The sequence below is a fragment of the Micromonospora sp. LA-10 genome (assembly GCF_051853095.1).
In the GTDB taxonomy this organism is placed as follows: Bacteria; Actinomycetota; Actinomycetes; order Mycobacteriales; family Micromonosporaceae; genus Micromonospora; species Micromonospora echinospora_A.
This window is the reverse complement of the sequence record NZ_CP195710.1, coordinates 4328147-4355137: the sequence shown is the minus strand read 5'-3', so window position 1 is coordinate 4355137 and position 26991 is coordinate 4328147. Positions and strand designations below refer to the sequence as shown.

Here is a 26991-nt window from a genome sequence, read left to right as displayed (position 1 = left end):
GACTCGCCGATGCAGCCGATGACCCAGCCGGGCCCGTCAGCGGGTGAGCCGGGGCGGGCAGCGGAGGCACGGGCGGCGCAGGCGTGGGAGCGGGCGCGGACGGCGCAGGCATGGAGGCGAACGGAGGAAACCCGGGCGCGGCTGGCGGAGGCATGGAGGCGGACAGCGGAGGCACGGGCGCGGGCGGCGTAGGCGTGAGGGCGGGCACGGCCGACGGAGGCGCGGCGGCGAACGGCGGAGACGCGGACGCGGGCGGCAGAGGCATGGAGGTGGACAGCGGAGACGCGGCCGGCGGAGGCACGGCGGCGGGCGGCGCAGGTGAGGACGCCGGCGGCGGAGGCGCTGACGCGGGGAGCCGGCGCGGGCGCGGGGCCGGCACTGCGGGCGGCGGGGGCAGCTCGGCGGGCCGCGGCGCCACGAACGGCGCGCCGGACACCGGGGCCTCGGGCGCGTTGGGGCGGCACGCCCGGATCGCCCGCAGCGTGGTGTGCACGTCGAACTGGTGGCCGTCGTCGCTGTCCCAGCCGCCGTCGCTGCGCTGGGTCTCGGCGAGCCGCCTGCGCGCGGAGACCAGCAGCCACTGTTCCTCGCCCACGTCGACGCGCCGCAGCGTGGCGGCGAGCCAGGCCACGTCGGCCGGGGACATCTGCGGGATCCGGTCGGCCAGCACCGCCTGGATGCGCGCCGACTCGTAGTACATCTGCTGGCGGTGCAGCACCGCGGCGGCGAGCCAGCCGGCGGGCAGGAAGGACGGCCAGCTCCCGTCCGGCGCGAGCTGGGCGGCGAGCGCCTGGGCGGCCGCCTGCACCACACCGGCGTACGCGCCGCCGACCCGGTGGTCCAGCGGCCCGGCGGCCCGGGCGTCCAGCCCGGCCACTGTGAGCCAGAATCCGGCGTTCGCGGTCTGGTAGAGCCGGGCCTCCGGATCGCCCGGGGTGGCCCATTCGGGGGCGAGCCCGGCCAGTGACGGGTCCTCGTCCCAGCCGCCGTCGGGCAGTTGCCGGGCAGCCAGCCAGTCCAGCGCGTGCCGGGCCGCCGGCCGGCCGAGCGCGCCGAGGTCGTCCAGTTCGGCCAGGCGGAAGCAGGTCGCGTCGATCGAGGCGACTTCGCCGTCGAGCACTGCGGGCCAGCCGCCGCCCGGCGCCTGCCCGGACTCGGCGGCGTCGAGCAGGTCGGGCGGCACCGGAGCGCCGGTGCGCAGCCGGGAGAGACGGGCGCGGTCCACCGCGTCTCCGTGAGCGACGACGAATCCGATCGCCGCGTCCAAGTCCACCACGGCCCTGACGGTACTGGCGCGGCCGAGGTTACGCCTCGGTAGCTCGGTCAGGGCCGGTACCGCCCACCGGTCGCCGAGGACATCCACCTGCGGGTCGGGCTACCAGGCATTTGTCCACGCCACGGGGCACGGAAAGCACGATGGGCCCGCCCGGGGAACCGGGCGGGCCCATCGACGTGACTCAGTACGACGGCAGGGCCGGGTCGATCTGCTTGACCCAGGAGAGCACACCGCCCTGGACGTGCACGGCGTCGGTGAAGCCGGCCGCCTTCAGCGCGGCGAGCGCCTCGGCCGAGCGGACGCCGGACTTGCAGTGCAGCACGATCTGCCGGTCCTGCGGGAACTTCGCCAGCGCCTCGCCGGAGAGGATCTCGCCCTTGGGGATGAGCGTCGAGCCGGGGATGCGGACGATCTCGTACTCGGCGGGCTCGCGGACGTCGACGAGGAAGATGTCCTTGCCGGAGTCCTGCCAGTCCTTCAGCTCCAGCGCGGTGATGGTCGAGTCGACCACCGCTTCCTGCGCCTCGTCGGAGACGGCGCCGCAGAAGTCCTCGTAGTCCTCCATGAGGTCGGTGAGGGTCGCGTTCTCGCCGCAGAGCACGCAGTTCGGGTCCTTGCGGACCTTGATCTTGCGGTAGCTCATCTCCAGGGCGTCGTAGACCATCAGCCGGCCGACCAGCGGCTCACCGATGCCGGCGAGCAGCTTGATCGCCTCGTTGACCTGGATCGACCCGATGGACGCGCAGAGCACGCCGAGCACGCCGCCCTCGGCGCAGGAGGGGACCATGCCGGGCGGCGGGGGCTCCGGGTAGAGGCAGCGGTAGCAGGGGCCGTGCTCGGCCCAGAACACCGACGCCTGGCCGTCGAAGCGGTAGATCGAACCCCAGACGTACGGCTTGCCGAGCAGCACCGCGGCGTCGTTGACCATGTACCGGGTGGCGAAGTTGTCGGTGCCGTCGACGATCAGGTCGTACCGGGAGAAGATGTCCCGGACGTTCTCCCGGTCCAGCGCGGTGTTGTGGATCTCCACGTTGACCAGCGGGTTGATCTCGCGGATCGACGCGGCGGCGGACTCGGCCTTGGAGCGGCCCACGTCGGAGACGCCGTGGATGACCTGGCGCTGGAGGTTCGACTCGTCGACGGTGTCGAAGTCGATGATGCCGAGCGTGCCGACACCGGCCGCGGCGAGGTAGAGCAGGGCCGGCGAGCCGAGGCCGCCGGCGCCGACACAGAGCACCCGGGCGTTCTTCAGCCGCTTCTGCCCCTCCACCCCGACGTCCGGGATGATCAGGTGGCGCGAGTAGCGGCGGATCTCGTCAACGGTCAGCTCGGCGGCGGGTTCGACGAGCGGGGGCAACGACACGGTGGACTCCCCGGGATCGGCGGTGTGACCGCGCCATTGTCGCTCGCCGGGACGGGGATCGGCCATGATGAGGGACACTCGGCCCGAACTGCGGGACCGGGAATAACTCAGACGCCTTCGGTGGGCTCGCCGGAGTAGCGGGTTCCGTCGACGTACGGCCAGGCGTTCGGCAGGCAGCCGTCCAGCCCATACGTCTGCTGCTGCATCACCGGCGCGGGCGCGCCGGGCGCGGGGCACGCCTGGTGCAGCTCACCGAATTCGTGCCCGACCTCGTGGTTGATCACGTACGTCCGGTAGACGTCCAGCGGGGCGCCGTAGTCGGGTACCGCCGTCATCCAGCGGGCCAGGTTGAGCACGACCCGGCCGGGCAGGCGGCAGGAGGTGTACCGGTCGGTGCGCAGGCCGCCTTCGGCGCACATCCGCTCGGAGGTGACCGGGGTGGCGAGGTACATGGTGAAGTCGGCGGCGGCCGCCTCGGGCACCCGCTGCACCCGCAGTTCTCCCGACGCGATCCAGCTGCGCGGGTCGCCGAGCACCGCGTCCACGGTGCCGGCGAACCGGTCGGCGTCCTGCCCCGTACCGTGCTCGACCTCGACCCGGTAGCGGCGCAGCGGACCCTCCTGTCCGCGTACCGGGGATCGGCCCTGGGCCACGGCGAACGTGCCAGGGCCGGCGGTGGGGTAGCCGGTCGGCGGCGCGGCCGGGACGTCGGCCTCGGCGGCGCCGCGGGCGAGCGACGGCTCGGCCGCGAGTGACGTCCCGCCGGGCCCGGGTGCGTTCAGCCGGGTGACGCCTACCGCTCCGCTGCCGGCGGCCAGCAGCATCGCCAGCAGCAGCACCGAGCGGCGGCGGCGACGTCGCATGCGGCGCAGGGTGGGACGCTCGGACGGGTGACCGGGCGGCGGCCGGCGGCGCGGCTCGGCAGGCATGTCGTAAGGGGACGACGACGTCATGACACCAGCGTGCCATGACGTTCGGGCATTTAGCTGCTTTTGCCGCCTATGCCGCGAATCTTCTTCACAAACGGCGCGTCACAGGCTCGGCCCGGCGTACCGCTTCCCGCCCACGTAGGGCCAGGGGTTCGGGCGGCAGCCGTTGAGGAAGAGCGTCTGCTGCTGCATCACCGGCGCGGCCCGCCCCGCCCTCGGACACCCCTCGTGCCGGTGCCCGAGCTGGTGGCCCACCTCGTGATTGATCACGTAGAGCCGGTAGTCGTCGAGCGTCATCCCGGCGGCGACCAGATGCGGCGCGGAGGTCCGCCACCGGTCCAGGTTGATCACCACCTTGCCCGGAACCCGGCAGGAGGTGTACGGCACGCCGCCCACGCGGATGTCGATCCCGCCCGCGCCGCACAACCGCCGCGCGGTCTCCCGGGTGGCCAGGTAGATCGTGAAGTCGTACCCGCTGCCCGACCCCACCTGCCGCAACCGCAGCCGGCCCCCGTCCACCCAGCTCCCCGGGCCGGCCAGGGCCCGCCGCACCGCCTCGCCGAAGTCGACGGCCTGCTCCCCCGAGCCGTTCTCGGCCGCCACCCGGTACCGCTGCACCGGCCCGGAGCGGCCCAGCACGCCGCCGGTCCGGTCGTCGTAGCCGAAGCTGCCCCGCCCCTTCGCCGGCCCCGGGTCGGACAGCGTCAGCACCGGCGGAGCCGGGGAACTGGGCGTCACCGGGGGCGGCGGGGCGACGCTCGGCGCCGACGACGACGGCACCCTTGTCGGCGCCGGAGGCTGGGCGACGAACCCGTCGGTGACCCGCGTCCCCGCCCCCGCCGACGGCAGTTGCAGCGCCGCGCCGACGCCCACAGCGGCGACGGCGAGGAAGGCGCACACCACGAGGGCCGAGCGCCAGGCAGGACGAGCGGCAGCCCGGGACCGGGCGGTACGGGGAGGGCGTGAGCTGGGCATCCGGCTCAGCCTGCCATGTCGCGCCCCGTTCCGCTCTCCCCCGCACCGGCGTCCGGCGACGACGGTGTCTCGCCGAGCAGTCCCAGCACCGCCCGCGCCACCGTCCGCGGGACCTCCAGCTGCGCCACGTGCCCGACGCCGTCGAGCATCAGCAGCCGGCTGTCCGGGATCACGCGGGCCGCCTGCGGCGCCACCCGGACGTCGACCAGGCGGTCCTGCCGTCCGCCCACCACCAGCGTCGGCGCCCGCACCGCCGCCGCCTGCCGCCAGAGCGCGCCCTCCCCCGGCAGGTACGAGCGCAGGAAACTGCCGACCAGACCCCGGAAGGTACGCACGTACGCGGCGGCGTAGTGCGCGGCCTCGTACCGGACCCGGATCTCGTCGATCGCCTCCTGCCGGCGCTGCTCGCTGATCCGGGTCAGGTCCGCCACGCACGCCTCCATCACCTGCTGCGCCGTCACCTCGGGGGTGAACTGGGCCAGCCGCCAGGCGGCCAGCCGCTCGCCCCGGGGGATCGCCAGCAGCGGAAGCATCCGCCCCTGCAACGAGCGCCGGAAGTCCAGGAACGGCAGGGCTGGCGAGATCAGCGTGAGCGTGCGGACCAGGTCCGGGCGCAGCGCCGCCACCCGGACCGAGATCGCGCCGCCGAGCGAGTTGCCGAACAGGTGCACCGGCCCCCGGTCGGTGTGCTCGATCCAGCGGATCACCCGGTCGGCGAAGGCCGGGATGGTGTAGCGCGGGCCGGGCTCGCTGCGCCCGAAGCCGGGCAGGTCGATCGCCTGGCCGTCGAGGCGGCCGGCGAGCAGGCCGGCCAGGTCGGTCCAGTTCTGCGCGGACCCGCCGAGGCCGTGCACGTACAGCGCCGGCTCCGCGCCGGGGCCGGTGGCCGGGGTTTCCCGGACGTGCACGAGCGTGCCGTCGATCCGGACGTGCCGGCCGGGCCAGGGCGGCGGGAGTTCGTGCGCGGGAAGGCTGTGCTCCGGCCAGAGTGCGGCGCGTTTCATGTCTCCAGTTTTCCCCGCCCGCGCCGTATCGCACACCGTTCAGGCGAGCAGCGCCTCCAGCCGCCGGTTCACCGCCGCCAGCGTGGCCCGCACGACCGCCTGCCGGGGATCCCCGGCGACCAGGGCCGAACCGGCCAGTTGCTCCACCCAGCCGTCGCAGACCAGCAACACGACCACCGTCGCCACCTCGCAGTTGCCGAACGGCACCACGGCGGCGTGCTCCACGAAGCACCGGCCGTGCTCGCCGGCCGGGACGGCCCGGCCGAGCAGCTCGTCCACCGCGGCGGCCGCGGCCACGGCGCACAGCCGCAGCACGTACCCGTCGACAGCAGGCCCGGTCGCGTGGCCCTCGGCCGTCCGGTCGCCCGCGAGCAGGCGGACCTCCGTGGTGGCGTCCAGGCCGAACGTGCTCACCAGGACGTGCTCGATCACCACCCGGGGGCCCGGCGCGCCGCCGGTGTCGAGCGGTCGCGACGGCGCGGTCTCCGTCGTGGTCATCTGCCCGCCGGAGTACGAGGTGCCGAGCGTCACCGGGCTGCCGGTGGACATGCCGGTCGGCGCGGCGGCCAGCGACGTCTCGTCGACAGCGGCCCGGCCCCGGTGGGTGGCCTGCCGGCGGCGGCGCGGCGGCTCGTCGCCCTCGGCCGGGGCGTCGGCCGGACGCGCGGCGCGGTCCGTCCCGCCGAACCGTCCCTCACCGGAGCGGTTCGCGGCCGGGCGCACCACACCGGTACGCGTCGGCGTCTCGTCCCCGGCCGGTCCGGGCTCGTCACCGTTGCGCGGCGCGGGCACCGCCGTCCGCGTCTCGTCCGGCAGGGCGCGGGCATGAATCGACCCGGGCAACCGGCCCTCGCCCGCGCGTGCCTCACCGGCGCGGTCCAGCCGGGCCGATCGGCGGCGCAGCGGGGCCGGCGACGGCCCGACGGGCGCTCCGGGCAGGTTCTGCGGGGCCGCGGCCAGGCCCATCCGTTCCTGGAGCAGCCGGGCCACCAGGCGGCTGACCTCGGCCGGGTCCGCGCCGTCGGCCAGGTCGAGCCGGAGGCTGTGCGCGCCGGCCGGGGTACGGCGCAGCGCGGCGTCCCGTACGCCGGCCACCTCGCGGACCGCGTCCAGGATCGCGTTGACGTCGAAGCCCTCCGGACGCTCACGCAGCGGCGCGGGCTCGTCGTCGCGGCGCAGGTGGGTGGCGATGCGGGCGAGTTCGGGGGTCTCGGCGGACGGTTCCACTGCCGGCGGCTCCGGCACGACTGGCACGTCCGGCTCGGCGGGGACGCGCTGCGGCAGCACCACGGGGGCCGGCTCCTCCGGTCGGGGCTCGGCGGCCGCGTCGGCGGCCGGTACCGGTTCCGGCGCGGACCGGCGGGCGGCGTAGGGAGGCGCGCTCGCCGGCTGGGGCGCGGACGTGGGGTCGGCGTGCGCCGCGCCGCTCACGGCGGGGACGCTGGACGTCGGCCGGGCGGGCACGCTGGAGATCGGCCGAGCCGGTGCACCGGACGTCGGCTGGGCCGGCACGCCCGAGGTCGGCTGCGCCGGCACGCCGGACGTCGGCCGGGCCGGGACGCCCGAGGTCGGCTGCGCCGGGACGCCCGAGGCCGGCTGCGCCGGGACGCCGGAGATCGGCCGGGCGGGGGCGGCCGGTGGCTGCCGGGGACCGTCGGCGGGCTCGCCGGTGGCCCGGGGCGCGGGGTTGGCGACGGGGGCGGCGGTGGGCGGCGGCCCGGCCGGTGCGGTGGGGTACCCGGGGAACGTCGGGGTGTACCCGCCGGCCGGCGTGGGTGGGGCGCCCGCCGGCTCGGGACCGGTGCCCGGGTTCACCGGCGGGACCGGCACCGGCGGTCCCGCCCAGGAGGGCCGCTCGTATCCGTGCGGCGGCTCGGCGTCACCCCGGGCCAGCCGGAACGGCCGGGTCGCCTCACGCGCCTGCTCCGGACCGGCGTCCGGCTCGGGCTCGTACGGGCGCGCCGGCTCCGGCTCGTACGGCCGGGTCGGTTCCGGTCCGGCGGCCGGCTCGGCGCGCAGCGGCTCGTACGGCCGTACCGGCTCGGGCCGGGGCGGTTCGTAGCCGGACGGCGGCTCGACGCGGGCCGGCATGTACGGCCGCACCGGCTCTGGCGCCCACTCGGCGGCGCGCTCGTCGCGGGCCGCACGGTCGTCCCAGCCCGCCCGGTCGTCCCAGCTCGCGTGGCCGTCATGGCCCGCCCGGTCGTCGTGGCCAGCCCGCTCATCGTGGCCAGCCCGGTCGTCGCGGGCGGCGCGGCGGCCGGTGCCGTCGTCCTCCCGCTCGTGCCGGTCGGCGGGCTCCGCGGCCCGGCGGGCCGGCGGCTCGTCGGTGCGGGCCCACGGGGGGGCCCAGCCGTCGCCCCAGCTCGGACGGTTCCAGGACGGTCCGGACCAGTCCGGTTCACCGGCGCCGGGATCGTCCGCGACCGGCTCCCGGGAGTCGGCGGCGGCGCGGGGCTCGGCGGGGTTCGGCGGCCCGTCCGGTGGGCGGACGTCGCCCACCTGCTGCGTGCGGCCGGCCGTGTCGGTGGACGGCTCGGCCGGTGGCCGGTCGGCCCAGCCACGGGAGAGCGACGGGGTGGACTCGGTGTTCGGCGCGTGGAAACCCGGCGGCACCTCGAAGCCGGAGGCGGCGGCGCCGACCGGCGGCACCTGCAGGGCCGGGGGCGCGGAGGCGGGACGACCGCTCTCGGCCCAGCGCGGCGTGGCGGCCTGGTCGTCGGCGGCGTGCCGGGACCCGGCGGCGTCGGCCGGGCTGACCTGCTGCTCGACCGCGGGCGCCGGTCGCGGGGCCGGCACGGCCAGCCGCTCGCCGTCGCTCTGCCGGGGCGGCTCGTCCGCCGGCGGGGCACTGACCGGCGACTGGCGGGTCACGCGCGACTCCTCCCCGGCGTGATGCACGCCGTTGACGTGGCGGCCGTTCACCGGGCTCGGCTCCGGTTGGCCGGGTAGCGGAGCCGGAAGGTCACCGTGCCGGGGCGAGGAGGCGGCCCAGCCGCCGAGATCGCCGTAGGGCCAGCCGCCGGGCGCCGGAGCGCCACGGGACCAGCCGTTCGGCGGGGGCGCCCAACCGCCGCCGGTACGGGCTGGTTCGTCCTGCTGGCCCGTCCCGTCGCCGTGCTCTCCCGGGGTGGCGGCTCCGGGTTGCCCTGTTTCACTCACCGCGCGCTCCTTGGTCGCCCCCGCTGAGGCTACCGTGTGGTGACAGTGGCGATAAGTTACAGCGGCGGGCCAATTCCGCGACGGGTTCACGAACCCGCACCGGTTCGGGTGATACGTGCCGGCTCGTACGCAGATACTCGGAGGATCCCATGACCGCAGTGGGGAACGGTGCACAGACCGCCGGTCGGCCCACCCGCCTGCCCCGCTCGGCACGCCGTAAGCAGCTGCTCGCCGCTGCTCAGGAGGTGTTCGTCGCGCAGGGCTACCACGCCGCCGCGATGGACGACATCGCTGAGCGGGCCGGGGTTTCCAAGCCGGTGCTCTACCAACACTTCCCCGGGAAGATGGAGCTGTACCTGGCGCTGTTGGACACGCACTGTGACGCGATAGTGGCCAAGGTGCAGGACGCGATGAGCGGCACGAACGACAACAAGGAGCGGGTGAGCGCCGCGGTCCGCGCGTACTTCGACTTCGTCGACCACGAGAGCGAGGCGTTCCGGCTGGTCTTCGAGTCCGACCTGCGCAACGACCCGGCGGTGCGGCAGCGGGTGGAGCGGGTCGAGCAGGGCTGCATCGCGGCCATCACCGACACGATCATCTCGGACACCGGGGTCAGCCGGTCGCACGCCGAACTGCTCGCCTCGGGCCTGGTCGGCGCCGCCGAGACGGCCGCCCAGTTCTGGCTCGCCGGCGGCCGGCAGGTGCCCAAGGCGGAGGCCGAGGCACTGGTCGCGGCCCTGTCCTGGCGTGGCATCGCCAGCTTCCCGCTGCAAGGTGAGTCAGCCTGAACATCGGGCCACCGGATCGGATAGCCTTCCCACGGTGGCTTTTTCGCCCCAGTTGAGGAGGCACAGTGGAGGTCAAGATCGGCGTGCAGTACGCGCCGCGGGAGCTGGTCCTGGAGAGCGCGCAGTCGCCGGCCGAGATCGAGCAGATCGTGACCGACGCCTTCGCCAGGAGCGAGGGCACGCTCTCACTGACCGACGAGAAGGGCCGGCGGGTCATCGTGCCGGTCGGCAAGGTCGCCTACGTCGAGATCGCCGAGGCCTCGCCTCGCGCGGTCGGGTTCACCGTTCGCTGATCTCCCGCGGCACCGGCCGCCGTGGCGGGCCTCCCGCCACGGCGGCTCAGTTGTTCAGCCCGACCGCCGTCATCCGCGCGGTGTGCGCCTCGGTCAGCCGGCGCAGCAGCCCCGGCACGTCCCCGCCGGTCCGGCCGATCAACGCGCCGAGCGCGCCCCGATCGGCGGCGGCGACCCGTCCGGCCTGGGAGAGCGCCTCCCCCAGCAGCCGCCGGGCCCACATGGAGAGCCGGCCTGCGGCCCGTGGATCGGCCTCGATCGCGGCCCGGATCTCGCCGGCGGCGAACTCGGCGTACCGGGAGTCGTGCAGCACGTCGAGCAGCAGCGCGCGCTCCGGCCCGGCCAGGCCGTCGGCGATTCCGCGCAGGAAGTCGTCGGTGATCGCGTCACCCACGTACGCCTTCGTCACCGCCTCCGCCCAGTCCCGCGGCTCGGTCGAGTCGTGGTACGCCCGCAGCGCCTCGACGTAGGGGGCCATCGCCTCCTCCGGGGTGACGCCCCACACGGCGAGGCGGTCGGTCAGCCAGCGGTAGTGCGCGATCTCCGCGGCGGCCATCTCGCTGAGCGCGGCGCGGCGGCCCAGGTCGGGCGCGAGGCGGGCGTCGGCGGCGAGGCGGTCGAAGGCGAGCAGTTCGCCGTACGCGACGAGCCCGAACAGGTCGGTCGCGGCGGGATCGGGGGCGGTGGGGTCGGCGGCGGCGGAGCCGGTCGCGGCGGGGTCGGGGGCGGCCACGAGCGCAGGCTACCGGCGCCAGGGCTGTGACTCAAGTCACAGCAAGCCGCCCCGCGCGCACGGCCACCACCTGGGAATCGGGACGACTCAGGGGCCGTTCAGGTAGGATGAGACAGTTGCCGTGGGCACCGATTCGGTCAGCTTCGCTGATCAAGGCCGGTCCCCGACGCGCGTGCGGCCCGGTCCGGCTCGGCGAAACGCCCCCGACCGCGTGGCCCGCGCCACACCGATCGCGCCCTGAGGATCTGAGGGGCGCACCACGAGAGGGCACCCCCAAATCCATATGAGCGAGCAGATTTCCGGCCAGCCACTGGCCCCCACCGCTCCGGTCCCCCCGGAGGCACCCACGTTCGCCGCGCTCGGCGCGCGGCAGGAGACCGTCGAGGCGCTGGCCGCCGCCGGCATCACCCGCGCCTTCGCCATCCAGGAGTACGCGCTGCCGATCGCGCTGCGCGGCGTCGACCTGATCGGGCAGGCCCCGACCGGCACCGGCAAGACGCTCGGCTTCGGCATCCCGCTGCTGGAGCGGGTGTTCGCCCCGTCCGAGGGCAGCGACGGCGTCCCGCAGGCGCTCGTCGTCGTACCTACCCGCGAGCTGGGCATCCAGGTCGCCAAGGACCTCGACGCCGCCGGCCGTACCCGGGGTGTCCGGGTGCTGCCGATCTACGGCGGCGTGGCGTACGAGCCGCAGATCGAGGCGCTGCGCAAGGGCGTCGAGATCCTGGTCGGCACTCCCGGCCGCCTGATGGACCTGCAGAAGCAGAAGCACCTGCGGCTCGACCGGGTCCGCGCGCTGGTCCTCGACGAGGCCGACCGCATGCTCGACCTGGGCTTCCTCGACGACGTCGAGAAGATCCTGGCGATGCTGCCGGAGGACCGGCAGACCATGCTGTTCTCGGCCACCATGCCGGACCCGATCGTCGCGCTGTCGCGGCGGTTCCTGCGCCGGCCGGTGACGATCCACGCCGGGCACACCGCCGAGACCGGCCCGTCCCCGCAGACCACGCAGCTCGCGTACCGCACGCACTCGCTGAACAAGGTCGAGATCGTGGCGCGCATCCTCCAGGCGGAGGGCCGCGGCCTGACCATGATCTTCACCCGCACCAAGCGGGCCGCCGACCGGGTCGCCGAGGATCTCGACTTCCGTGGCTTCGCCGTGGCCGCCGTGCACGGCGACCTGGGCCAGGGCGCGCGGGAGCGGGCGCTGCGGGCGTTCCGCGCGGGCAAGATCGACACGTTGGTCGCCACCGACGTGGCGGCCCGGGGCATCGACGTCACCGGCGTCACGCACGTGATCAACTACGACTGCCCCGAGGACCAGGACACCTACACCCACCGCATCGGCCGTACCGGCCGGGCCGGGGCCACCGGTGTCGCTGTGACGTTCGTCGACTGGGACGACATGCCCCGCTGGCGGATCGTCGACAAGACGCTCGGGCTGGACATGCCCGAGCCGCCGGAGACGTACCACACCTCCGCGCACCTCTACACCGATCTGGACATCCCGACGGACGTCAGCGGCACGCTGCCGACCGCCGAGCGCACCCGCGCCGGTCTGTCCGCCGAGGTCGAGGAGGACCTGGGTGGCGGCGGCCGGTTGCGCCGGGGCGCGCGGCGCGGCGACAGCCGGGGCCGCGAGCGGGGTGACCGTGACCGTGGCGACCGCGGTGACCGTGGTGACCGCGGTCGGGGCCGCGCGAGCGAGGGCGGGGACGCGCCCGCCGGGCAGGCCGAGGCCGGAGACGGCGAGGCGACCCGTACGCCGCGTCGGCGGCGTCGTCGCCGGGCCGGCGAGCCGGTGGCCGGTGAGCCGACCGCGGTGATCGGCACCGAGGGCGCGGCCGAGACCGCCGCCGCACCGGCGACCGGGGAAGGCGAGGCGTCCACCAAGCCGCGTCGCCGTCGTCGCCGCCGTGGCGGCAGCGCCGGCGCGCCCGCCGAGGCCAGCAACGCCGACTGACCCACACCGACGGAAACGGCCTCCCGGACCACGGTCCCGGAGGCCGTCCCCGTCCCACGACCGCCGAACCCACGCGGTGATCATGAAGTTGACGGCGCGACACGCCGTGCTCGCGTACGGCCAACCTCATGATCAACCAGGTCGGTGAGGTGGGAGAACTGGAGAGGTAGGTAGGGATGCCGGAGCCGTTGGACTCGGCGCTGTCGGAGGTACGGGCGCTGCTGCTCGCACCGGGACTGACCCGTGCGGTGGCCGCCGGGCGGCGTCGTGGGCAGCGTCCCTCGGTGGTACGCGCGGAACTGCGCCCGGTCGCGCTCAAGGGCGGCCCCCGGTTGCAGATCGCCACCTCCGACGGGTCCCGGCCGCACACCCGCAACGTGGCGCCGGGAACCGAGGCCGACGCCGCAGTGGACGAACTGCTCGCCGAGCCGTTCGGCAACTGGCACGTCGAGACCACCGACGCCACGCTCCAGCTGCGGGTGACGAAGTCCGGTGAGGCGCAGGTGCACCGTGCCGCGGCCAGCCGTACCGGTGGCGAGCCGGAGCGGCACGACCGGGCCAAGGAGTGGCTGCTCGACCCGGGTGATCCCCTCTTCCGGGAGATCGGCGGCTCGGCGGCCAAGCGCCGGCAGGTCGACGCGTTCCTGCGCACGCTGGCCGCGACACTGCCCGACGACCTCACCGGCCCGCTGCGGGTGGTGGACCTGGGCTGCGGCAACGCGTACCTGACCTTCGCCGCCTACCGCTACCTGGTCCGGCGCGGGCTGGACGTGACGCTCGTCGGGGTGGACGTACGCGAGGACCAGCGCCGCCGCAACACCGAGCTGGCCGAGCGGCTGGGCTGGGCCGACCGGGTCAGCTTCGTGGCCGGCACCATCGCCGAGGCGTCCGTCGAACCGGCGCCGGACCTGGTGCTCGCGCTGCACGCCTGCGACACCGCCACCGACGAGGCGCTGGCCCGCGCGGTGCGCTGGGACGCCCGCTGGGTGCTCGCCGCGCCCTGCTGCCACCACGACCTGGCCGCCCAGCTCCGGGCGCGCCCGGCCCCGGGGCCGTACGAGCTGCTGACCCGGCAGGGCATCCTGCGGGAGCGGTTCGCCGACGTGCTGACCGACGCGCTGCGGGCCGGGCTGCTGCGCCTGCACGGGTACCGCGCCGAGGTGGTGGAGTTCGTCGACTCCCAGCACACGCCGCGCAACCTGCTCATCCGGGCACGCCGGACGGCCGGCGCGCCGACCGACGACCAGCGTTCCGAGTATCGCGAGCTGGTCGGCCAGTGGGGCGTGACGCCCCGGCTGGAGACGCTGCTGGCCGAGCGGGCCTGAGGGCCGCGCTACCGCCCCCGGTCACCCCGGTTGCGGTCGCCCCGGTCCAGCACCGACACGCGCTCACCCGGGCCGCGGTTGGCGGGCCGCTCGCCCTCCTCCGCCGCGGCCGGGAACGGCACCACCTTTCCGCCGGGCTGGCCGGCGTTGCCGGCGGCGGCGAAGGCGTTCCAGGAGATGTCGACGAGCAGCCGCTTCAGCTCGGCGTGCCGGGCGGCGGCGTTGCGCTGCAGCGCCATCCGCGCGCCGAGGACCACCCCGGCGAGCGTGGTGCAGACCGCGCCGGTCGCGGCGATCAGGTGCACGCCTGTCGCCTCGCTTCCCCGTACCGCCAGGACCAGCAGCCAGATCCAGAAGCCCAGCGCGAACACGCCGGCCTTCGCTACGAAGAAGAGGCTCACCGCACCGGGGCGGTGCGGGACGGGACGATCCGGCTGGGCCATGCTGCTCCTCCGACGACTCTCAGGATTCACGCAGCTTAATTGACTTTCGGCAACTTTCTGTAGTCGGCCGGTCTCGCCAGCGGGACCTTCCGACCGATCAGTCAGTTACTTCTGCGGCCCGGCGTACTAGGCTCGATCGGCAGAGCCGGGCCACCGGCGGAAGGGGACAGATCCGGAGGGATGGGTTCGGCAGACGTTTCGCCGCAGATGGCCTTCGCACGCTTCGTACGCCGGGCCATCGACGACGCGCGCGAGGAACGTGGCTGGACGGTCACCGATCTGGCCACCCACACCGGAGTCGGCCGCTCGACTGTGTTCCGCTGGCTGGCCGGCGACTGGCAGGACTACCCCGAACTCGCCAAGGTGCGCGGCTTCTGTGCCGCTCTCGACCTGCCCGTGGCGGCCGCGTTCCGCGCGCTTGGCCTGCCCGACGCCGGGCCGGTGCCGCGCCGCCGGGGCGCCGAGGACGGCCCGGTGGAGGCCGACGTGCGGGTGATCCTGGACCGGCTGGCCGACCCGAGCGTGCCCGCCGAGGAGAAGCACCACATCCGCGACCTGCTCCGCTACCTGGCCCGCCGCCCGGTCCGCCGCGCCGGCTAGGCCACCGTCAGCGTGAACTCGGCGGTCCGCACCACGCCGCCCACCTGGAAGTCCAGGAACATCCGGTAGTTTCCCGGCCCCGGCGCGGTCAGCCAGAACGTCACCTCGTCGCCGTCACGCACCGGCTCCGGGTGTACGTGCAGGTAGCCGAGGTCACCTTCGCGCAGCGCGACCAGGTGCCCGTACGCGCCGAGGTACGGCTCCAGCGGCGCTGTCGCGCCGTCCGCGCCGGTGACCCGGAACCGCAGCGGCACCGAGCGTCCCACCTCCGGCGTGCCCGTGTACGCGGCGGTGAACCCGTCGACTGTGGCCGACGTGGCGGCGGCGGGCAACGGCCGGGGCCGGTACGCGCCGGGCGCGGCCAGGTCGGCGCCGAGCACCACAGCGACCTGTCCGCCGTCGTCGGCGACAGCGGTGAAGTCCGCGTACATCCGCCAGGAGCCCGGGTCGAGCGGCCCGAGCGGCACCGACCAGGTGCCGTCGGCGGCCATCGTGGGGTGCAGGTGCAGGTAACCGCTCAGGTCACGGCGCACCACGATCACGTGCATCGGCTTGTCGTGCACCACGGCGAACCGGGTGACCGCGCGGCGCTTGTCGTCGCGGATCTGGAAGCGCAGCTCGCCGGCGCGACCGGCGGTCAGCTCGGCGTTCGACGGGACCAGCGTGTAGCCGGCCGAGGTGACGGACAGCCCGGCCGCGCCGTCGCCGCCACCCTGGGTGACAGAGGCGCCGTCGTGGGTGTGCGCGCCGGTGCCGGGCGCGTGGGCGTGCATGCCGCCGTCGCCCGCGGTGGCCCCGCTCGCCGTGGCGGCGGGCCGCGCCGGGTCGGCGGGCGCGTTGATCCGGCCGAGCCCGAACCCGAGCAGCACGGCGAGCACGAGGCCGCCCACCACCAGGGCCAGCCGCAGCGTCTCCCGATCCACAGCGACCGGGCCGCCCGCAGCCGCCCCGGCACTGTCACCCGCTCCGGACCGCGCCGCGCCCCCGGAAGGCGCCGCGCCCCCGGACCGCGCCTCGTCCCCGTCCCGCGCCGCGCCTTCGGACCGCGCCGCATCCCCAGGCCGCGCGGCATCCCCGGACCGGGCACCGTCGCCGGAACTCGCGGCATCCCCGGGCGGTGTCGCGCCGGCCACGGAGTCGTCGGGGACGACGCCGGTGCCGGACGTGCCGGACGACAACTCAGGCACCGCCGCCGACCAGCTCGTAACCCGCCTCGTCCACGGCGGCGCGGACCGACTCGACCGGCAGCGGGGCGTCACTGGTGACGGTGGCGGTGCCACCGGCCAGATCGATCCGGACCTCCTCGACGCCGGGCAGCGCGGACAGCTCCTCGGTCACCGCCCGGACGCAGTGTTCGCAGGTCATCCCGGTCACGGTGTACGTCTGGACGACGGGTAGCTGCTCGGTCATGACCCCACGGTACCGCCGGTCACGGGCCGCTCCGCCGACGGTCCGCCGACGGTGGCGACGCTCGCATTCCGGCCGCGCCGGGAACTATCCGACGACCGGGACTGCCCGCGACGCGACCGGCCGGAACAAGCCGCGCCACGACCGCCGAGACTTGTCCAGCGACGCGACGGCCGGAACTGTCCGCGCCGCGACCGCCGGGACTTGTCCGCGACACGTCCGCCCGGACCTGCCGCGCGGACGCGACGGGTCAGCCGGCCACCGCGAGCGCCAGCGGCAGCACGTCCGGCGCACCCGCCCGGCGCAGCAGCCGCGCCACCATGGCCATGGTCCAGCCCGAGTCGACCAGGTCGTCCACCAGCAGCACCGGACCGTCCAGCCCCGGCAGCGCGTCGGCCAGCTCGTCCGGCAGGCGGAAGGCGTCGTGCAGCGTGCGTACCCGCTGGGCGCTGTTGCCGCGCGGACCACCACCGCCGGACGGACCGGCCGGGACGACGTGGCCGAGCAGCGGCAGCCGGCCCACGGCGGCGATCCGCTCGGCCAGCGAGCCGACCAGCAGCGGTCGCATCCGGGAGCCGACGGCGACCACGCCCACCGGCCGCCGGGGCCACGGGTCGTCGCCGTGCGCCCACGCCTTCAGCACCTCGACCACGGCCGCCACCACGTCGTCGGGCACCGGGCCGTCGGGCGCCTCCGGCCCGACCAGCCCGCGCAACCGCCCGCCCCACCCCAGGTCGGAGAGGCGTCCCACGGCCCGGCCCGGCAGCGCCTGCTCCGCCGGGGGGATGCGGCCTTTCAGGGGTACGCCCACCGCCTCCAACCCGGTGGGCCAGAGCTTCTTGGGCGGGATCGGCACGCCGGGGCGCCCGAGGAACGTCTGCGCGGCGGTCAGCGCCTGCTCGGAGACGGCGGCGTCGAACAGCGGGCCGGCGCAGTTGTCGCACCGCCCGCAGTCGGCCGCCCCGCTGTCGTCCAGCCCTTCCCGCAGGTAGCGCATGCGACAGCCGGACGTCGAGGCGTACTCCCGCATGGCCCGCTGCTCGGCGGCGCGCGCGTCGGCGACGCGCCGCAACCGGGCCTCGTCGTAGACCCAGGGCTCGCCGGTGGCGAGCCAGCCGCCGCGCACCCGGCGGACCGCGCCGTCCACGTCGAGCACCTTGAGCATCAGTTCCAGCCGGGCCCGGCGCAGGTCGACCACCGGTTCCAGGGCCTGGGTGGAGATCGGCCGTTCGGTGTCCAGCGCGGCGAGCACGGCGCGGACCTGTTCCTCGGGCGGGAAGGCGAGCGAGGCGAAGTACCGCCAGATGGCCGCGTCCTCCACGCCGGGCAGGAGCAGCACCTCGGCGTGCTCGACGGCCCGGCCCGCGCGGCCGACCTGCTGGTAGTAGGCGATCGGCGAGGGCGGCGCGCCCAGGTGCACGACGAAGCCGAGGTCGGGTTTGTCGAAGCCCATGCCGAGCGCGCTGGTGGCGACCAGTGCCTTGATCTTGTTGTCGAGCAGGTCCTGTTCGGCGGCCCGCCGGTCGGCGTCCTCGGCCTGCCCGGTGTAGGAGGCGACCGACCAGCCCCGGCCGCGCAGGAAGTCGGCCGTCTCGGTGGCCGCCGCGACGGTGAGCGTGTAAATGATCCCCGAGCCGGGCAGCCGGTCCAGGTGGTCGGCCAGCCAGGCCAGGCGGTGGGCCGGGCTCGGCAGATCGAGTACGCCGAGGCGCAGCGACTCCCGGTCGAGCGTGCCGCGCAGCACCAGCGCGTCGCCCAGTTGCTCGGCCACGTCCTGCGTCACCCGGGCGTTGGCGGTGGCGGTGGTGGCCAGCACCGGCGTGCGCTCGGGCAGGTTCGCCAGGAACATGCGCAGCCGCCGGTAGTCGGGCCGGAAGTCGTGCCCCCAGTCGGAGACGCAGTGTGCCTCGTCCACCACCAGCAGCCCGGTGGTGGCGGCGAGCTTCGGCAGTACGCCGTCGCGGAAGTCCGGGTTGTTGAGCCGCTCCGGGCTGATCAGCAGCACGTCGACGGCCCCGGCGTGGATCTCGGCGGTGATCTCGTCCCACTCGTCCAGGTTCGCCGAGTTGATGGTGCGCGCCCGGATGCCGGCCCGGGCGGCCGACTCGACCTGGTTGCGCATCAGCGCCAGCAGCGGCGAGACGATCACCGTCGGCCCGTGCTGGTTGCCCTCGCGCAGCAGCGCTGTGGCCACGAAGTAGACGGCCGACTTGCCCCAACCGGTGCGCTGCACGCAGAGCACCCGCCGCCGGTCGACCACGAGCGCCTCGATGGCCCGCCACTGGTCCTCGCGCAGCCGGGCGTGGTCACCCGCCAGCCGTCGCAGTACCGCTTCGGCGCGTTCCCGTACGGCCGTCCGATCCTCGCTCATCCGGCATTTCTACCAGGGGCGGCGGACACCAGGAGCGGACCGGGCGGCGGGTGGCCTCTCGTCAGCGGCCGAGGACGGAACCGCCGTTGACGCCGAGCACCTGCCCGGTGACGTACCCGGCGGACGGGCCCACCAGGTAGCTGACCGCAGCCGCGATGTCGTCCGGCACGCCGGCCCGGCCGACGAGCGTGGCGGCGACCCGCTTGGCGTGCCCCTCGGGCGTCATCCGGTCGCCGAAGAACTCGGTCTCGGCCACGTAGCCGGGGCTGACCACGTTCACGGTGATCTGATCGGGGCCGAGCTGGGCGGCCAGGTCGTACGCCCAGCCGTGCAGCGCGGCCTTCGCGGCCGAGTACGGGCCGCCACCACCGCGCTGCGCGGCGATCGAGCTGAGCAGGACCACACGGCCGCCGGGTCGGCGCAGGGCGGGCAGCAGCGCCTCGGTGAGCAGTACTGCGGTGAGCACGTTGGCGTCCAGGTTGGCCCGCCACCAGTCCGCCACCCCGGCGAGCGAGTCGGTCGACCCGCCCAGGTAGCCACCGGCGTTGTTCACGACCGCGTCCACGGCGCGCTCGCCCACGGCGTCCACCACCGCGCCGACCTGCCCCGGATCGGTCAGGTCGGCAACGACAGGCGTGACCGCCCCGTCCCGCCCGCTCTCGGCACAGATCCGCCGAGCGGCGGCTTCGAGCACGTCACCCCGCCGCCCCACCACGATCACGTCGAACCCGTCGTCCACGAGCCCCCGTGCCACGGCCGCCCCGATCCCGGTCCCACCCCCACTGACCACAGCCAGCCGTCGCTGCTCCCCCATGCCCACTCCCCTTCCGCGTCCTGCCCGGTGCCGGCGATTCCGGCCCGGCGCGATTCCGGCCCGGCGATCATGAAGTTAGCGTGGCCGGACACGGCGTGTCGTGCCGTTAACTTCATGATCGCCGAGGCGTGGGGCGGGGGCAGGGGTCAGCGGGGGCGGCGGAGGGCCGCCAGGACGGGAGCCAGGCGGGAGCGCAGGCTGGCCAGGCCGCCGGGGAAGAAGTAGACGGCCAGGATGAACACGGTGCCCAGGACGAACAGGGGCTGACTCAGCGGGTGGCTGAGGAACGCGGGCAGGCTGTTCACCGCCTCGCTGCTGCCGAACGCGGTGAGCCGGTGGTCCAGGTACATGTAGAGGACGCCGCCCAGCACCGGCCCCCACCGCGTACCGGGGCCGCCGAGCACCACCATGACCAGCAGCGACAGCGTCAGCTCCGACGAGGTGATGTGCGGGCTCGCGCCGCCGACGATCAGCACGTAGACCACCCCGCCGGCCGACGCGAGACCACCGGCCAGCGTGAACGCGACCAGCTTGAACCGGTACGGGTCGAGCCCCAGCACCCCGATGCGCCGCTCGTCGTCGCGCAGCCCGGCGAGCACCCGCCCGGTCGGCGAGGCGCTGACCCGGTGCACGACCAGGACCACTATGGCCAGGTACGCCAGCGCCAGCCAGTACAGGTTCACCGTGTTCGTGACGCCCACCAGCGCTGACGGCAGCCCGGACACGTCCAGCGGCAGCCCCTCCTCACCGCCGGTGAGGCCACCGAAGTCGCGGGCCACCAGGATCGCCCCGACCTGCGCGAACGCCAGCGTCACCATGGCGAACGCGATGCCCACCGTACGCAGCGCCACCGCGCCGAGCAGCGCGGCGAGCGTCGTACCGCCGATCACCGTCAGCACGGCGGCCTGCCACAGCGGCAACCCGGCCTTGGTGACCAGGATGTCGGTGCCGTACACGCCGGCGGCGAAGTAGAGGGCGTGGCCGAAGGAGAGCATTCCGGTACGCCCGAACAGCAGGTCGTAGCCGGCCGCGAGCCCGCCGAACACCAGGCAGATGGCGAGCAGTTGCAGCGTGCCCGGCGAGTTCAGCGGCCCCTCGAAGATCCCGGGCAGGTGCAGTGTGGAGTACGGCAGGACCGCCGCCACCACCAGCGCCACCAGCGGCAGGTACGGGCGCAGTCCGTGCCAGCGGGCGCGGCCGGGGGTCAGCTCGTCCGGCACCTGCGCCGGAGGCGCGTCGACCACCGAGTTGGTCATGCGTGAGCCACCTTTCCGGCCAGGCCCTGCGGACGCAGCAGCAGCACCACGGCGAGCAGACCGACCACGCACAGGTCGCCCAGCCCGGACGTGCCGTAGTAGTTGACGAACTGTTGCAGCAGCCCCACCGCGACCGCCGCGTACGCGGACCCGACCACCGAGCCCATCCCGCCGATCACCACCACGATGAAGGCGAAGATCAGCAGCGAGCCGCCCTGCCCCGGCGAGACGGTGCCGAAGTAGACGCCGCCGAGCGCGCCGGCCAACGCGGCGGCGGCCCCGCCGATCGCGAAGACCAGCGTGAACGCCTTGCGTACGTCGATGCCGAGCGCCGTCACCATCTCCCGGTTCTCCACCCCGGCCCGGATGATCAGGCCGTACCGGGTCCAGCGCAGGAACGCCAGCAGCGCGCCGAGCACCACAGCGGCGGCGACGATCAGCAGCAGCCCGGCGTTCGGCACCTGAGCGCCGAGCACCGAGGTCACGTTCCGGCTCCAGTCCGGGCGCGGGAACGGCCGCGGGTCGGCGCCCCAGGTGGCCTGGAGCAGCGCCACCCCGGCGAGCGACAGGCCGACGGTGACGAGCACCTGCTCGATGGTGCGGGAGTAGAGCGGCCGGATCAGCACCAGCTCCACGAGCACCGCGACGAGCGAACCGGCCAGCACGCCGAAGACGACTGCCAGCACGAAGCCGAACCCGTCCGGTCCGGCGCCGGGCAGGTTGCCCGACGCCCACCAGGTCGCGTACGCGCCGACGCCGAGGAACAGCCCGTGCGCGAAGTTGAGCACGTCGGCGAGGCCGAAGACGAGGGACAGGCCGGAGGCGACGAGGAAGTACAGCGCCGCCAGGCCCAGCCCGGTCAGCGTCAGCAGGACCACTGTGTTCATGAGTGCACCTCCGCCGAACCCACGCCGAGCAGCGACTTGGTCAGCGCGGTCTCCAGCAGCAACTCCTGGGCGTCGCCGGTCCACGCGACCTTCCCGGCGGAGAGCACCACCGCGTCGGTCGCCAGCCGCCGTACCACCGCCAGGTTCTGCTCGACCAGCAGCACCGGCACGGATTCCGCGACCCGTTCCAGCACCTCGGCCACCTCGGTCACCACCTTCGGCGCCAGCCCTTTCGTCGGCTCGTCGACCAGCAGCAGCCGGTTGTCGTTCAGCAGCACCCGGCCGATCGAGAGCATCTGCTGCTGCCCGCCGGACAGCGAGCCGGCCCGTTGCCGTCCGCGCCGCTCCAGCTCTGGGAAAAGTGCGAAGACCTTGTCGTACGCGGGCGCGACGCCGCGTCGTTCGGCGAGCCGCAGGTTCTCCGCGACGGTGAGCCCGGCGAAGACGCAGCGGTCCTCCGGCACGTAGCCGAGGCCGTCGCGGACCAGCCGGTGGGTGGGGCGGGCGAGCAGGCTGCGTGCCCCCATGCGTACGCTGCCGCGCACCTCGCCGCCGCGCGGCGTCAGCCCGACGATCGCGCGCAGCGTGGTGGTCTTGCCGACGCCGTTGCGCCCGAGCAGCACCGTCACGCCGGTCGGCGCGACCTCGAACGACACACCCTGGAGGATGTGCAGTCCGGCGATCCGCACGGACAGGTCCGCCACGGACAGGACAGGTTCGGTCATTTAGAGCGCCTCCCCCAGGTACGCCTCCTGCACGGTGGCGTTCGCCATCACGGTCTCCGGGGTGTCGCACGCCAGCAGCGCGCCGTGGTGCATCACGGCGATCCGGTCGGCCAGCTCCAGGATCACGTCCATGTGGTGTTCCACCATGAGCACCGCCCGGTCGCTGTCGCCGGTCAACGACTTGATCACGCTGACCAGTTCGGGCACGTCCTCGGCGCTCACCCCGGCCATCGGCTCGTCCAGCAGCATCACGCGGGGTTCCCCGGCGAGCAGCAGCGCGATCTCCAGCTTGCGCTTCTCGCCGTGGGCCAGGGTGCCGGCGAGCGCCGTACCCCTGTGGTGCAGGCCGACCCGGTCGAGCGCCGCGTCGGCGGCGGCGGCCACCTCCCGGTCGGCCGCCGCCCGCCGCCACAGCTTCATCGAGCCACCCCGGTGAGCCTGTACGGCCAGCCGGACGTTCTCCCGCACGGTCAGCGAGCCGAAGACCGAGGACGCCTGGAAGGTACGCCCCAGTCCGAGCCGGGCACGCCGGTGCGGCGGAAGCGCGGTGATGTCCGCGCCGTCCAGCAGGACCGTGCCCTCGGTGGGCCGGCGCAGGCCGGTGATCAGGTTGAACAGGGAGGTCTTGCCGGCGCCGTTGGGCCCGATCACGCCGAGGAACTCCCCCGGCGCCAGATCGAGGTAGACGGAGTCGACGATGGCGACCTCACCGATCCGCCAGGTCAGACCGCGGGTGGCGAGCACGGGTCAGCCCTTCATCTGCGCGACCGGCGGCGCGCTCTCGTCACCGGTGAGCGACTTCTGCGCGGTCGCCGTGAAGGTGGTGCCGCTGCCGGAGAGCTTCGCCTGGTACATCGGCTGGAGCAGGGCGTGGTCCTCGGCGCGGATCTTCATGGTGCCCTTGACGCCTTCGAACTCCCAGCCCTCCAGCGCGGTGACCATCTTCTCCACGTCGTCGCCGCCCTCCTGCACGGCACGGACGACCATCTGCGCGGCGGCGAACCCGTCCGGGTGGAACAGGTCGAGCGTGCCGCCCGGCACCTTCGCCTTCGCGGCCTTCGCGGCCTCGGTGTCGCTGGCGCCGTCGAAGTAGTGCGACAGGAACGAGATCTTGCTGCCGGCCGCGCCGAACGTCGGCCAGGAGGCGCGGATGTCCAGCCCGGTGACAACGGTGGTGGAGGCGAGGACGCCCTGCTGGTCGAGCGTCTGCCACATGGCGCCGGCGGTGGTGCCGGCCCAGGCGACGAAGAGCAGGTCCGGCTTGGCGGCCTTGATCTGGCTGGCGAACGGCGTGAACTCGGTGGCGCTGGCCGGAGCCCGGACGCTGCTCACGTTCGCGCCGGCGCCCCCGATGACGGCCTTGACGGCGGCCTCGTTGGCGTCGCCGAACGCGCCGTCCTGCGCGAACACGACGACCTTCTTGCCGCCCGCGTCGCCGATGAACGACCGGGCGGTCACCACGTCCTGCCAGGACTGCCGGCCGGAGCGGAACGTGTACTTGTTCGCGCCGGTCACCGCGTCGGTGGCGGCCGGGCCGGAGATGAACAGCACCTTGTTCTGCGCGGCGATCGGCGCGACCTGGAGCGCCACCCCGGAGGAGGTGGACCCGGCGATGATCTTCGTACCCTTGCCGATCAGGTCCTTCGCGGCGGACACGGCCTTGGCCGGGTCGCCCGCTTCGTCGGCCTCGGTGACCTCGATCGTGCGGTCACCGACCTTGCCGGTGCCCTTGGTGGCGAAGTCGAGGCCCGCCTTGAAGCCCTCGATGTACTGCTTGCCGTAGCTGGCGAGCGGGCCGGACTGGGAGTAGACCAGACCGACCTTGACCGGGGCGGCGTCGTCGCCGCCGCCGCCGGATGCGGTGTCCTGCGGGCTGCCACAGGCCGTGGCGGCCAGAGCGACCGCCACCGAGGTGGCGGCGGTAAGGAACACCCGTCGCGTGTGCCGGATCGTCATTGCGACTCCAGGTGAGGACAGGGGGAATGTCAGTTGTCGGCTCACGCTAGAAGTGACGTCACCCACGGGCTATGTGGTCGGCGCACACAAGTGCCCGGGACGGGGTGGCCACTCGTTACAACGCCGGACATCGACACGTAACCGCGCCGACCCCGGATGGCCGCACCCACCACGCGCACGTCACCGGGAATGTCGGCCCGCGCCATCGCGCGCCGGTCACCGCCCGCCGCAGTCCCCGTCGTGGTCGGCCGCTCGTGCGCATCGCCGGCCACCGTCGCGCGACCGGTCGCACCAGACCCAGTGGCGTACGGACTGCTCGTCCTCCCGTGACACGGTGGTCCCGGCGCGCTCCACGTCGGCCAGGAACCCGAGCGCCCGGCAGATCGCCCGCGCGAACCCCCGCGCGGCGTCGAGGTCGGCCGCGAGCACCGGCAGGTGTACGACGAACCGCTCCCGGCTCACCGCTGCGCACCTGGCGTGAACCGGGACTGCCAGCTCTTGAGCGCCGCCTTGATGCGCGTGTTCTCCTCGGCGTACCGGGACGCGTCGCGCCGGGCCAGCGCCAGGTCACCGGCCACCCGGTAGAGGAAGGCGTGCACCTCCGTCGGGTCGAGCCCGTGCCGCACGGTGCGGAACCTCCGCTCGCGGATCTGCCCGACGCTCAGCGGCCGGCACGAGTCCGAGCGGTACCAGCCCTGGTTGGGCGACCCGCCCTTGCCACGTCGCCGGGTTGGCTGGAACAGGTTGAGCACGTTACGCACGCCGATCCTCCTCACCGAGCCGTGGAGGCGGCCCGCCCGCAGACAGGGGACGCGGGCGGGCCGCCGACCCCGAGACCGCAGCCCGTTCGGCAGTACGACCCCGGAGCCCAATCCAGGTCCGACTCCCGAGGTTTGCCGAACCAACCGGAGCCGGACGCGACTCAACCTACACCAGTATCTGGTTATGCACGAGCCTCCACTCTCGACGTGCTGGGCAACTTGTTGCAGTTACTTGTGCAGGTAGGGCAGGATCGGATTCGCCGAACCAACCGGAGTCCCCACCATGCCCACAGCAGAAGCACCGTTCCGCCGTATCGCCAACGACATCGCCGCGAAGATCAAAAGTGGCGAGCTGAAGCCCGGCGACAGGCTGCCCTCCACCCGCGAGTTGGCCGAGACCTACGGCGTCCACATGAACACGGCCTACCGCGCGATGTCGCTGCTGCACGATCGCGAGCTGATCACCGGCCAGCCCGGCCGAGGCACCTACGTAGCCGAACCCCCGAGCTGATCAACTCCACTACGCCGAAGTGGCGGCATCATCGCGCCCGGAAGCAGCCACTTCCCCGAAGTGGCGCCCGCCCCGCGCGACAACCCCCGCCCACCACCGCCGATCTTGGAGTTGTGGCGCCCAGGATGTCGGAATAAGGACGGTACGTGAGGTGCCACAACTCCAAGATCGCTGAAGTGGGGGAGATCTTGGTACGGAATGGCCCTCGGAGGGGCCGTTTCCTACCAAGATCTCGGGGGCGGCCGAGCGCGACGGACCCGGGGGAAGCGCGGACGGGGTGCCCGCCGCTTGCGGCGGGCACCCCGTCACAGGGAGCGTGCGTCAGCGGCCGGCTCGGGCGGCCACTGCCGTGTCCGGGTGGTCGCTGAACACGCCGTCCAGACCCAGGTCGAAGAACAGCTCGTACTCGGACGTGATGTCACCACGCGCGTTCGGGTCGGCGCCGATGCGGAAGTCCACCGGCAGGAACTGGTTCTCGGCCCGGAACGTCCACGCGTGCACCACCAGCTTCTGCCGGTGCGCGTCCCGGATCACCGAGGTCGGCGCGAGCAGCCGGCCGGCGGAGTCCCGGGGCACGATCAGGTTCTTGTTGAGGCCGACGCCGTCGGCGTACCGGGAGATCCAGGCCAATCCGGCGGGCGTGGCCAGGTCCGCGTAGGTCCGCTTGTCGCCGCCCGCGACGAAGTCGTACGGCGCGCCGCTCGCGTCCATGAGCTGCACCAGCCGCACGTCGATCATCTTGTCGAGCTTGCGCAGGTTGGCGGTCTCGAAGCTCTGGACGAACACCGGGTCGGCGCGGTGGGTGAGCCGGTTGCGGCGCAGCACCGAGACCAGCGGCTCCTCCAGCGGGCGGCCGATCGAGGCGAAGTAGGTGGGGTGCTTGGTCTCCGGGTAAACGCCGATGGTCCGGCCCCGGGCCTTCGACTCGGTCCGCGCCAGGTCGATGACTTCCTGGAACGTCGGGATCTCGAACTTGCCGTCGAACGCGGTGTTCGCGACCCGCTCCTGGGGCAGCCGCTCCTTGGCCCGCAGCGTCTTCAGCTCGGCGAGCGTGAAGTCCTCGGTGAACCAGCCGGTGACGGTGACCCCGTCGATGGTCTTCGTCGCCTTGCGGGCGGCGAACTCGGGGTGGGCGGCCACGTCGGTCGTACCGGAGATCTCGTTCTCGTGCCGCGCGACCAGGACGCCGTCCTTCGTCGAGACCAGGTCCGGCTCGATGAAGTCGGCGCCCTGCCGGATGGCGAGCCGGTAGGCCTCCAGGGTGTGCTCCGGGCGGTAGCCGCTCGCGCCGCGGTGGCCGATCACGATCGGCCGCTGGGGCGCGCGGGCCTGCTCGGCGCGGTGGTCCGGGCCGGCCTGGGCGGCCACGGCCGGCGCCACCACAGCGGCCGCCGCGAGCAGCGCGCCGGCCACGCCGAGGGCGGAAAGGGTACGTCGCAACGCCGTCTCCTG

General features: G+C 74.2%; 25 protein-coding genes and 1 pseudogene. 6 read left to right on the top strand and 20 right to left on the bottom strand.

The window, feature by feature from the left end; all coding sequences use genetic code 11:
- Positions 1 to 457: 457 nt before the first annotated feature.
- The 6 genes and pseudogenes from ACSDG8_RS20595 to ACSDG8_RS20570 all read right to left on the bottom strand — a co-directional run.
- Positions 458 to 1327, bottom strand: a pseudogene (locus tag ACSDG8_RS20595) (hypothetical protein); the annotation flags it as partial.
- Between the two features lie 130 nt (positions 1328 to 1457).
- Positions 1458 to 2705, bottom strand: a complete 1248-nt coding sequence (moeZ, locus tag ACSDG8_RS20590; RefSeq protein ID WP_210896746.1) for an adenylyltransferase/sulfurtransferase MoeZ — start codon at positions 2703 to 2705, stop codon at positions 1458 to 1460.
- Positions 2706 to 2746: 41 nt separating this feature from the next.
- Positions 2747 to 3592, bottom strand: coding sequence for a DUF3152 domain-containing protein (locus ACSDG8_RS20585; RefSeq protein ID WP_210942535.1), 846 nt, complete (start codon positions 3590 to 3592; stop codon positions 2747 to 2749).
- Positions 3593 to 3670: 78 nt separating this feature from the next.
- Positions 3671 to 4543, bottom strand: coding sequence for a DUF3152 domain-containing protein (locus ACSDG8_RS20580; protein ID WP_210896750.1), 873 nt, complete (start codon positions 4541 to 4543; stop codon positions 3671 to 3673).
- Positions 4544 to 4548: 5 nt separating this feature from the next.
- Positions 4549 to 5547 (bottom strand): alpha/beta fold hydrolase, encoded by a 999-nt coding sequence (locus ACSDG8_RS20575; protein WP_210896752.1) that lies wholly within the window; start codon positions 5545 to 5547, stop codon positions 4549 to 4551.
- 39 nt (positions 5548 to 5586) lie between these two features.
- The gene (locus tag ACSDG8_RS20570; RefSeq protein ID WP_210942536.1) at positions 5587 to 8709 is read right to left on the bottom strand and encodes a hypothetical protein; all 3123 of its coding nucleotides are present in this window, start codon (positions 8707 to 8709) and stop codon (positions 5587 to 5589) included.
- 149 nt (positions 8710 to 8858) lie between these two features.
- Between ACSDG8_RS20570 and ACSDG8_RS20565 the strand changes: the two genes are divergently transcribed.
- Positions 8859 to 9497: a TetR/AcrR family transcriptional regulator gene (locus ACSDG8_RS20565; protein ID WP_073828993.1), complete on the top strand. Its 639-nt coding sequence runs from the start codon at positions 8859 to 8861 to the stop codon at positions 9495 to 9497.
- A 65-nt stretch (positions 9498 to 9562) separates the two neighbouring features.
- A complete protein-coding gene (locus ACSDG8_RS20560; RefSeq protein ID WP_030502928.1) occupies positions 9563 to 9790 on the top strand; it encodes a DUF3107 domain-containing protein in 228 nt (75 codons plus the stop codon).
- Between the two features lie 46 nt (positions 9791 to 9836).
- Here the strand turns inward: ACSDG8_RS20560 and ACSDG8_RS20555 are convergent, their stop codons facing one another.
- Positions 9837 to 10523, bottom strand: a complete 687-nt coding sequence (locus tag ACSDG8_RS20555; protein WP_210896755.1) for a ferritin-like fold-containing protein — start codon at positions 10521 to 10523, stop codon at positions 9837 to 9839.
- A gap of 283 nt (positions 10524 to 10806) precedes the next feature.
- Here ACSDG8_RS20555 and ACSDG8_RS20550 point away from each other — a divergent pair, with 283 nt between their 5' ends.
- Positions 10807 to 12483, top strand: a complete 1677-nt coding sequence (locus ACSDG8_RS20550; protein ID WP_210896757.1) for a DEAD/DEAH box helicase — start codon at positions 10807 to 10809, stop codon at positions 12481 to 12483.
- A 176-nt stretch (positions 12484 to 12659) separates the two neighbouring features.
- Positions 12660 to 13808 carry a class I SAM-dependent methyltransferase gene (locus ACSDG8_RS20545; protein WP_210896759.1) on the top strand — a complete coding sequence of 383 codons (1149 nt, stop codon included), beginning with the start codon at positions 12660 to 12662 and terminating at the stop codon, positions 13806 to 13808.
- A gap of 8 nt (positions 13809 to 13816) precedes the next feature.
- Here ACSDG8_RS20545 and ACSDG8_RS20540 read toward each other — a convergent pair whose 3' ends face one another.
- Entirely contained in the window at positions 13817 to 14251 is a 435-nt protein-coding gene (locus ACSDG8_RS20540; protein WP_210896762.1) for a hypothetical protein, read from the bottom strand.
- A gap of 180 nt (positions 14252 to 14431) precedes the next feature.
- Between ACSDG8_RS20540 and ACSDG8_RS20535 the strand changes: the two genes are divergently transcribed.
- Positions 14432 to 14851 (top strand): helix-turn-helix domain-containing protein, encoded by a 420-nt coding sequence (locus tag ACSDG8_RS20535; protein WP_030502923.1) that lies wholly within the window; start codon positions 14432 to 14434, stop codon positions 14849 to 14851.
- Here the strand turns inward: ACSDG8_RS20535 and ACSDG8_RS20530 are convergent.
- From ACSDG8_RS20530 to ACSDG8_RS20480, 11 genes are all read right to left on the bottom strand, one after another.
- Complete coding sequence (locus tag ACSDG8_RS20530; RefSeq protein WP_210896764.1) at positions 14848 to 16038, bottom strand: hypothetical protein; 1191 nt, start codon at positions 16036 to 16038, stop codon at positions 14848 to 14850. The two genes, ACSDG8_RS20535 and ACSDG8_RS20530, sit on opposite strands and share 4 nt — an antisense overlap.
- Positions 16031 to 16261 carry a heavy-metal-associated domain-containing protein gene (locus ACSDG8_RS20525; RefSeq protein ID WP_030502921.1) on the bottom strand — a complete coding sequence of 77 codons (231 nt, stop codon included), beginning with the start codon at positions 16259 to 16261 and terminating at the stop codon, positions 16031 to 16033. Before ACSDG8_RS20525 ends, ACSDG8_RS20530 begins: the two co-directional genes overlap by 8 nt.
- Positions 16262 to 16508: 247 nt before the next feature.
- The gene (locus tag ACSDG8_RS20520; protein ID WP_210942537.1) at positions 16509 to 18629 is read right to left on the bottom strand and encodes a RecQ family ATP-dependent DNA helicase; all 2121 of its coding nucleotides are present in this window, start codon (positions 18627 to 18629) and stop codon (positions 16509 to 16511) included.
- 61 nt (positions 18630 to 18690) lie between these two features.
- Entirely contained in the window at positions 18691 to 19443 is a 753-nt protein-coding gene (locus ACSDG8_RS20515) for an SDR family NAD(P)-dependent oxidoreductase (RefSeq protein ID WP_210896766.1), read from the bottom strand.
- A 146-nt stretch (positions 19444 to 19589) separates the two neighbouring features.
- Entirely contained in the window at positions 19590 to 20699 is a 1110-nt protein-coding gene (locus tag ACSDG8_RS20510; RefSeq protein WP_210896768.1) for a branched-chain amino acid ABC transporter permease, read from the bottom strand.
- A complete protein-coding gene (locus ACSDG8_RS20505) occupies positions 20696 to 21586 on the bottom strand; it encodes a branched-chain amino acid ABC transporter permease (protein WP_210896770.1) in 891 nt (296 codons plus the stop codon). Before ACSDG8_RS20505 ends, ACSDG8_RS20510 begins: the two co-directional genes overlap by 4 nt.
- Complete coding sequence (locus tag ACSDG8_RS20500) at positions 21583 to 22311, bottom strand: ABC transporter ATP-binding protein (protein ID WP_210896772.1); 729 nt, start codon at positions 22309 to 22311, stop codon at positions 21583 to 21585. The genes ACSDG8_RS20505 and ACSDG8_RS20500 overlap by 4 nt, the downstream gene beginning before the upstream one ends.
- Entirely contained in the window at positions 22312 to 23055 is a 744-nt protein-coding gene (locus ACSDG8_RS20495; RefSeq protein WP_210942538.1) for an ABC transporter ATP-binding protein, read from the bottom strand.
- 3 nt (positions 23056 to 23058) lie between these two features.
- Complete coding sequence (locus tag ACSDG8_RS20490; RefSeq protein ID WP_210896774.1) at positions 23059 to 24267, bottom strand: substrate-binding domain-containing protein; 1209 nt, start codon at positions 24265 to 24267, stop codon at positions 23059 to 23061.
- A 216-nt stretch (positions 24268 to 24483) separates the two neighbouring features.
- Positions 24484 to 24729: a hypothetical protein gene (locus ACSDG8_RS20485; RefSeq protein ID WP_210896776.1), complete on the bottom strand. Its 246-nt coding sequence runs from the start codon at positions 24727 to 24729 to the stop codon at positions 24484 to 24486.
- Positions 24726 to 25028: a DivIVA domain-containing protein gene (locus ACSDG8_RS20480; protein ID WP_210896778.1), complete on the bottom strand. Its 303-nt coding sequence runs from the start codon at positions 25026 to 25028 to the stop codon at positions 24726 to 24728. The genes ACSDG8_RS20485 and ACSDG8_RS20480 overlap by 4 nt, the downstream gene beginning before the upstream one ends.
- Positions 25029 to 25311: 283 nt before the next feature.
- On the opposite strand from ACSDG8_RS20480, the gene ACSDG8_RS20475 reads away from it, so the two are divergent.
- Complete coding sequence (locus ACSDG8_RS20475) at positions 25312 to 25539, top strand: GntR family transcriptional regulator (RefSeq protein WP_013288708.1); 228 nt, start codon at positions 25312 to 25314, stop codon at positions 25537 to 25539.
- 321 nt (positions 25540 to 25860) lie between these two features.
- Here ACSDG8_RS20475 and ACSDG8_RS20470 read toward each other — a convergent pair whose 3' ends face one another.
- Positions 25861 to 26979 (bottom strand): glycerophosphodiester phosphodiesterase, encoded by a 1119-nt coding sequence (locus ACSDG8_RS20470; RefSeq protein ID WP_210896780.1) that lies wholly within the window; start codon positions 26977 to 26979, stop codon positions 25861 to 25863.
- Between the last annotated feature and the right edge of the window lie 12 nt (positions 26980 to 26991).

Bases quoted from the DNA above. Each gene is read 5' to 3' on its own strand.
- moeZ (WP_210896746.1), bottom strand. From the start codon at position 2,705: ATGGCCGATCCCCGTCCCGGCGAGCGACAATGGCGCGGTCACACCGCC.
- ACSDG8_RS20585 (WP_210942535.1), bottom strand. From the start codon at position 3,592: ATGACGTCGTCGTCCCCTTACGACATGCCTGCCGAGCCGCGCCGCCGG.
- ACSDG8_RS20580 (WP_210896750.1), bottom strand. From the start codon at position 4,543: ATGCCCAGCTCACGCCCTCCCCGTACCGCCCGGTCCCGGGCTGCCGCT.
- ACSDG8_RS20575 (WP_210896752.1), bottom strand. From the start codon at position 5,547: ATGAAACGCGCCGCACTCTGGCCGGAGCACAGCCTTCCCGCGCACGAA.
- ACSDG8_RS20565 (WP_073828993.1), top strand. From the start codon at position 8,859: ATGACCGCAGTGGGGAACGGTGCACAGACCGCCGGTCGGCCCACCCGC.
- ACSDG8_RS20550 (WP_210896757.1), top strand. From the start codon at position 10,807: ATGAGCGAGCAGATTTCCGGCCAGCCACTGGCCCCCACCGCTCCGGTC.
- ACSDG8_RS20545 (WP_210896759.1), top strand. From the start codon at position 12,660: ATGCCGGAGCCGTTGGACTCGGCGCTGTCGGAGGTACGGGCGCTGCTG.
- ACSDG8_RS20540 (WP_210896762.1), bottom strand. From the start codon at position 14,251: ATGGCCCAGCCGGATCGTCCCGTCCCGCACCGCCCCGGTGCGGTGAGC.
- ACSDG8_RS20535 (WP_030502923.1), top strand. From the start codon at position 14,432: ATGGGTTCGGCAGACGTTTCGCCGCAGATGGCCTTCGCACGCTTCGTA.
- ACSDG8_RS20525 (WP_030502921.1), bottom strand. From the start codon at position 16,261: ATGACCGAGCAGCTACCCGTCGTCCAGACGTACACCGTGACCGGGATG.
- ACSDG8_RS20520 (WP_210942537.1), bottom strand. From the start codon at position 18,629: ATGAGCGAGGATCGGACGGCCGTACGGGAACGCGCCGAAGCGGTACTG.
- ACSDG8_RS20515 (WP_210896766.1), bottom strand. From the start codon at position 19,443: ATGGGGGAGCAGCGACGGCTGGCTGTGGTCAGTGGGGGTGGGACCGGG.
- ACSDG8_RS20510 (WP_210896768.1), bottom strand. From the start codon at position 20,699: ATGACCAACTCGGTGGTCGACGCGCCTCCGGCGCAGGTGCCGGACGAG.
- ACSDG8_RS20505 (WP_210896770.1), bottom strand. From the start codon at position 21,586: ATGAACACAGTGGTCCTGCTGACGCTGACCGGGCTGGGCCTGGCGGCG.
- ACSDG8_RS20500 (WP_210896772.1), bottom strand. From the start codon at position 22,311: ATGACCGAACCTGTCCTGTCCGTGGCGGACCTGTCCGTGCGGATCGCC.
- ACSDG8_RS20490 (WP_210896774.1), bottom strand. From the start codon at position 24,267: ATGACGATCCGGCACACGCGACGGGTGTTCCTTACCGCCGCCACCTCG.
- ACSDG8_RS20475 (WP_013288708.1), top strand. From the start codon at position 25,312: ATGCCCACAGCAGAAGCACCGTTCCGCCGTATCGCCAACGACATCGCC.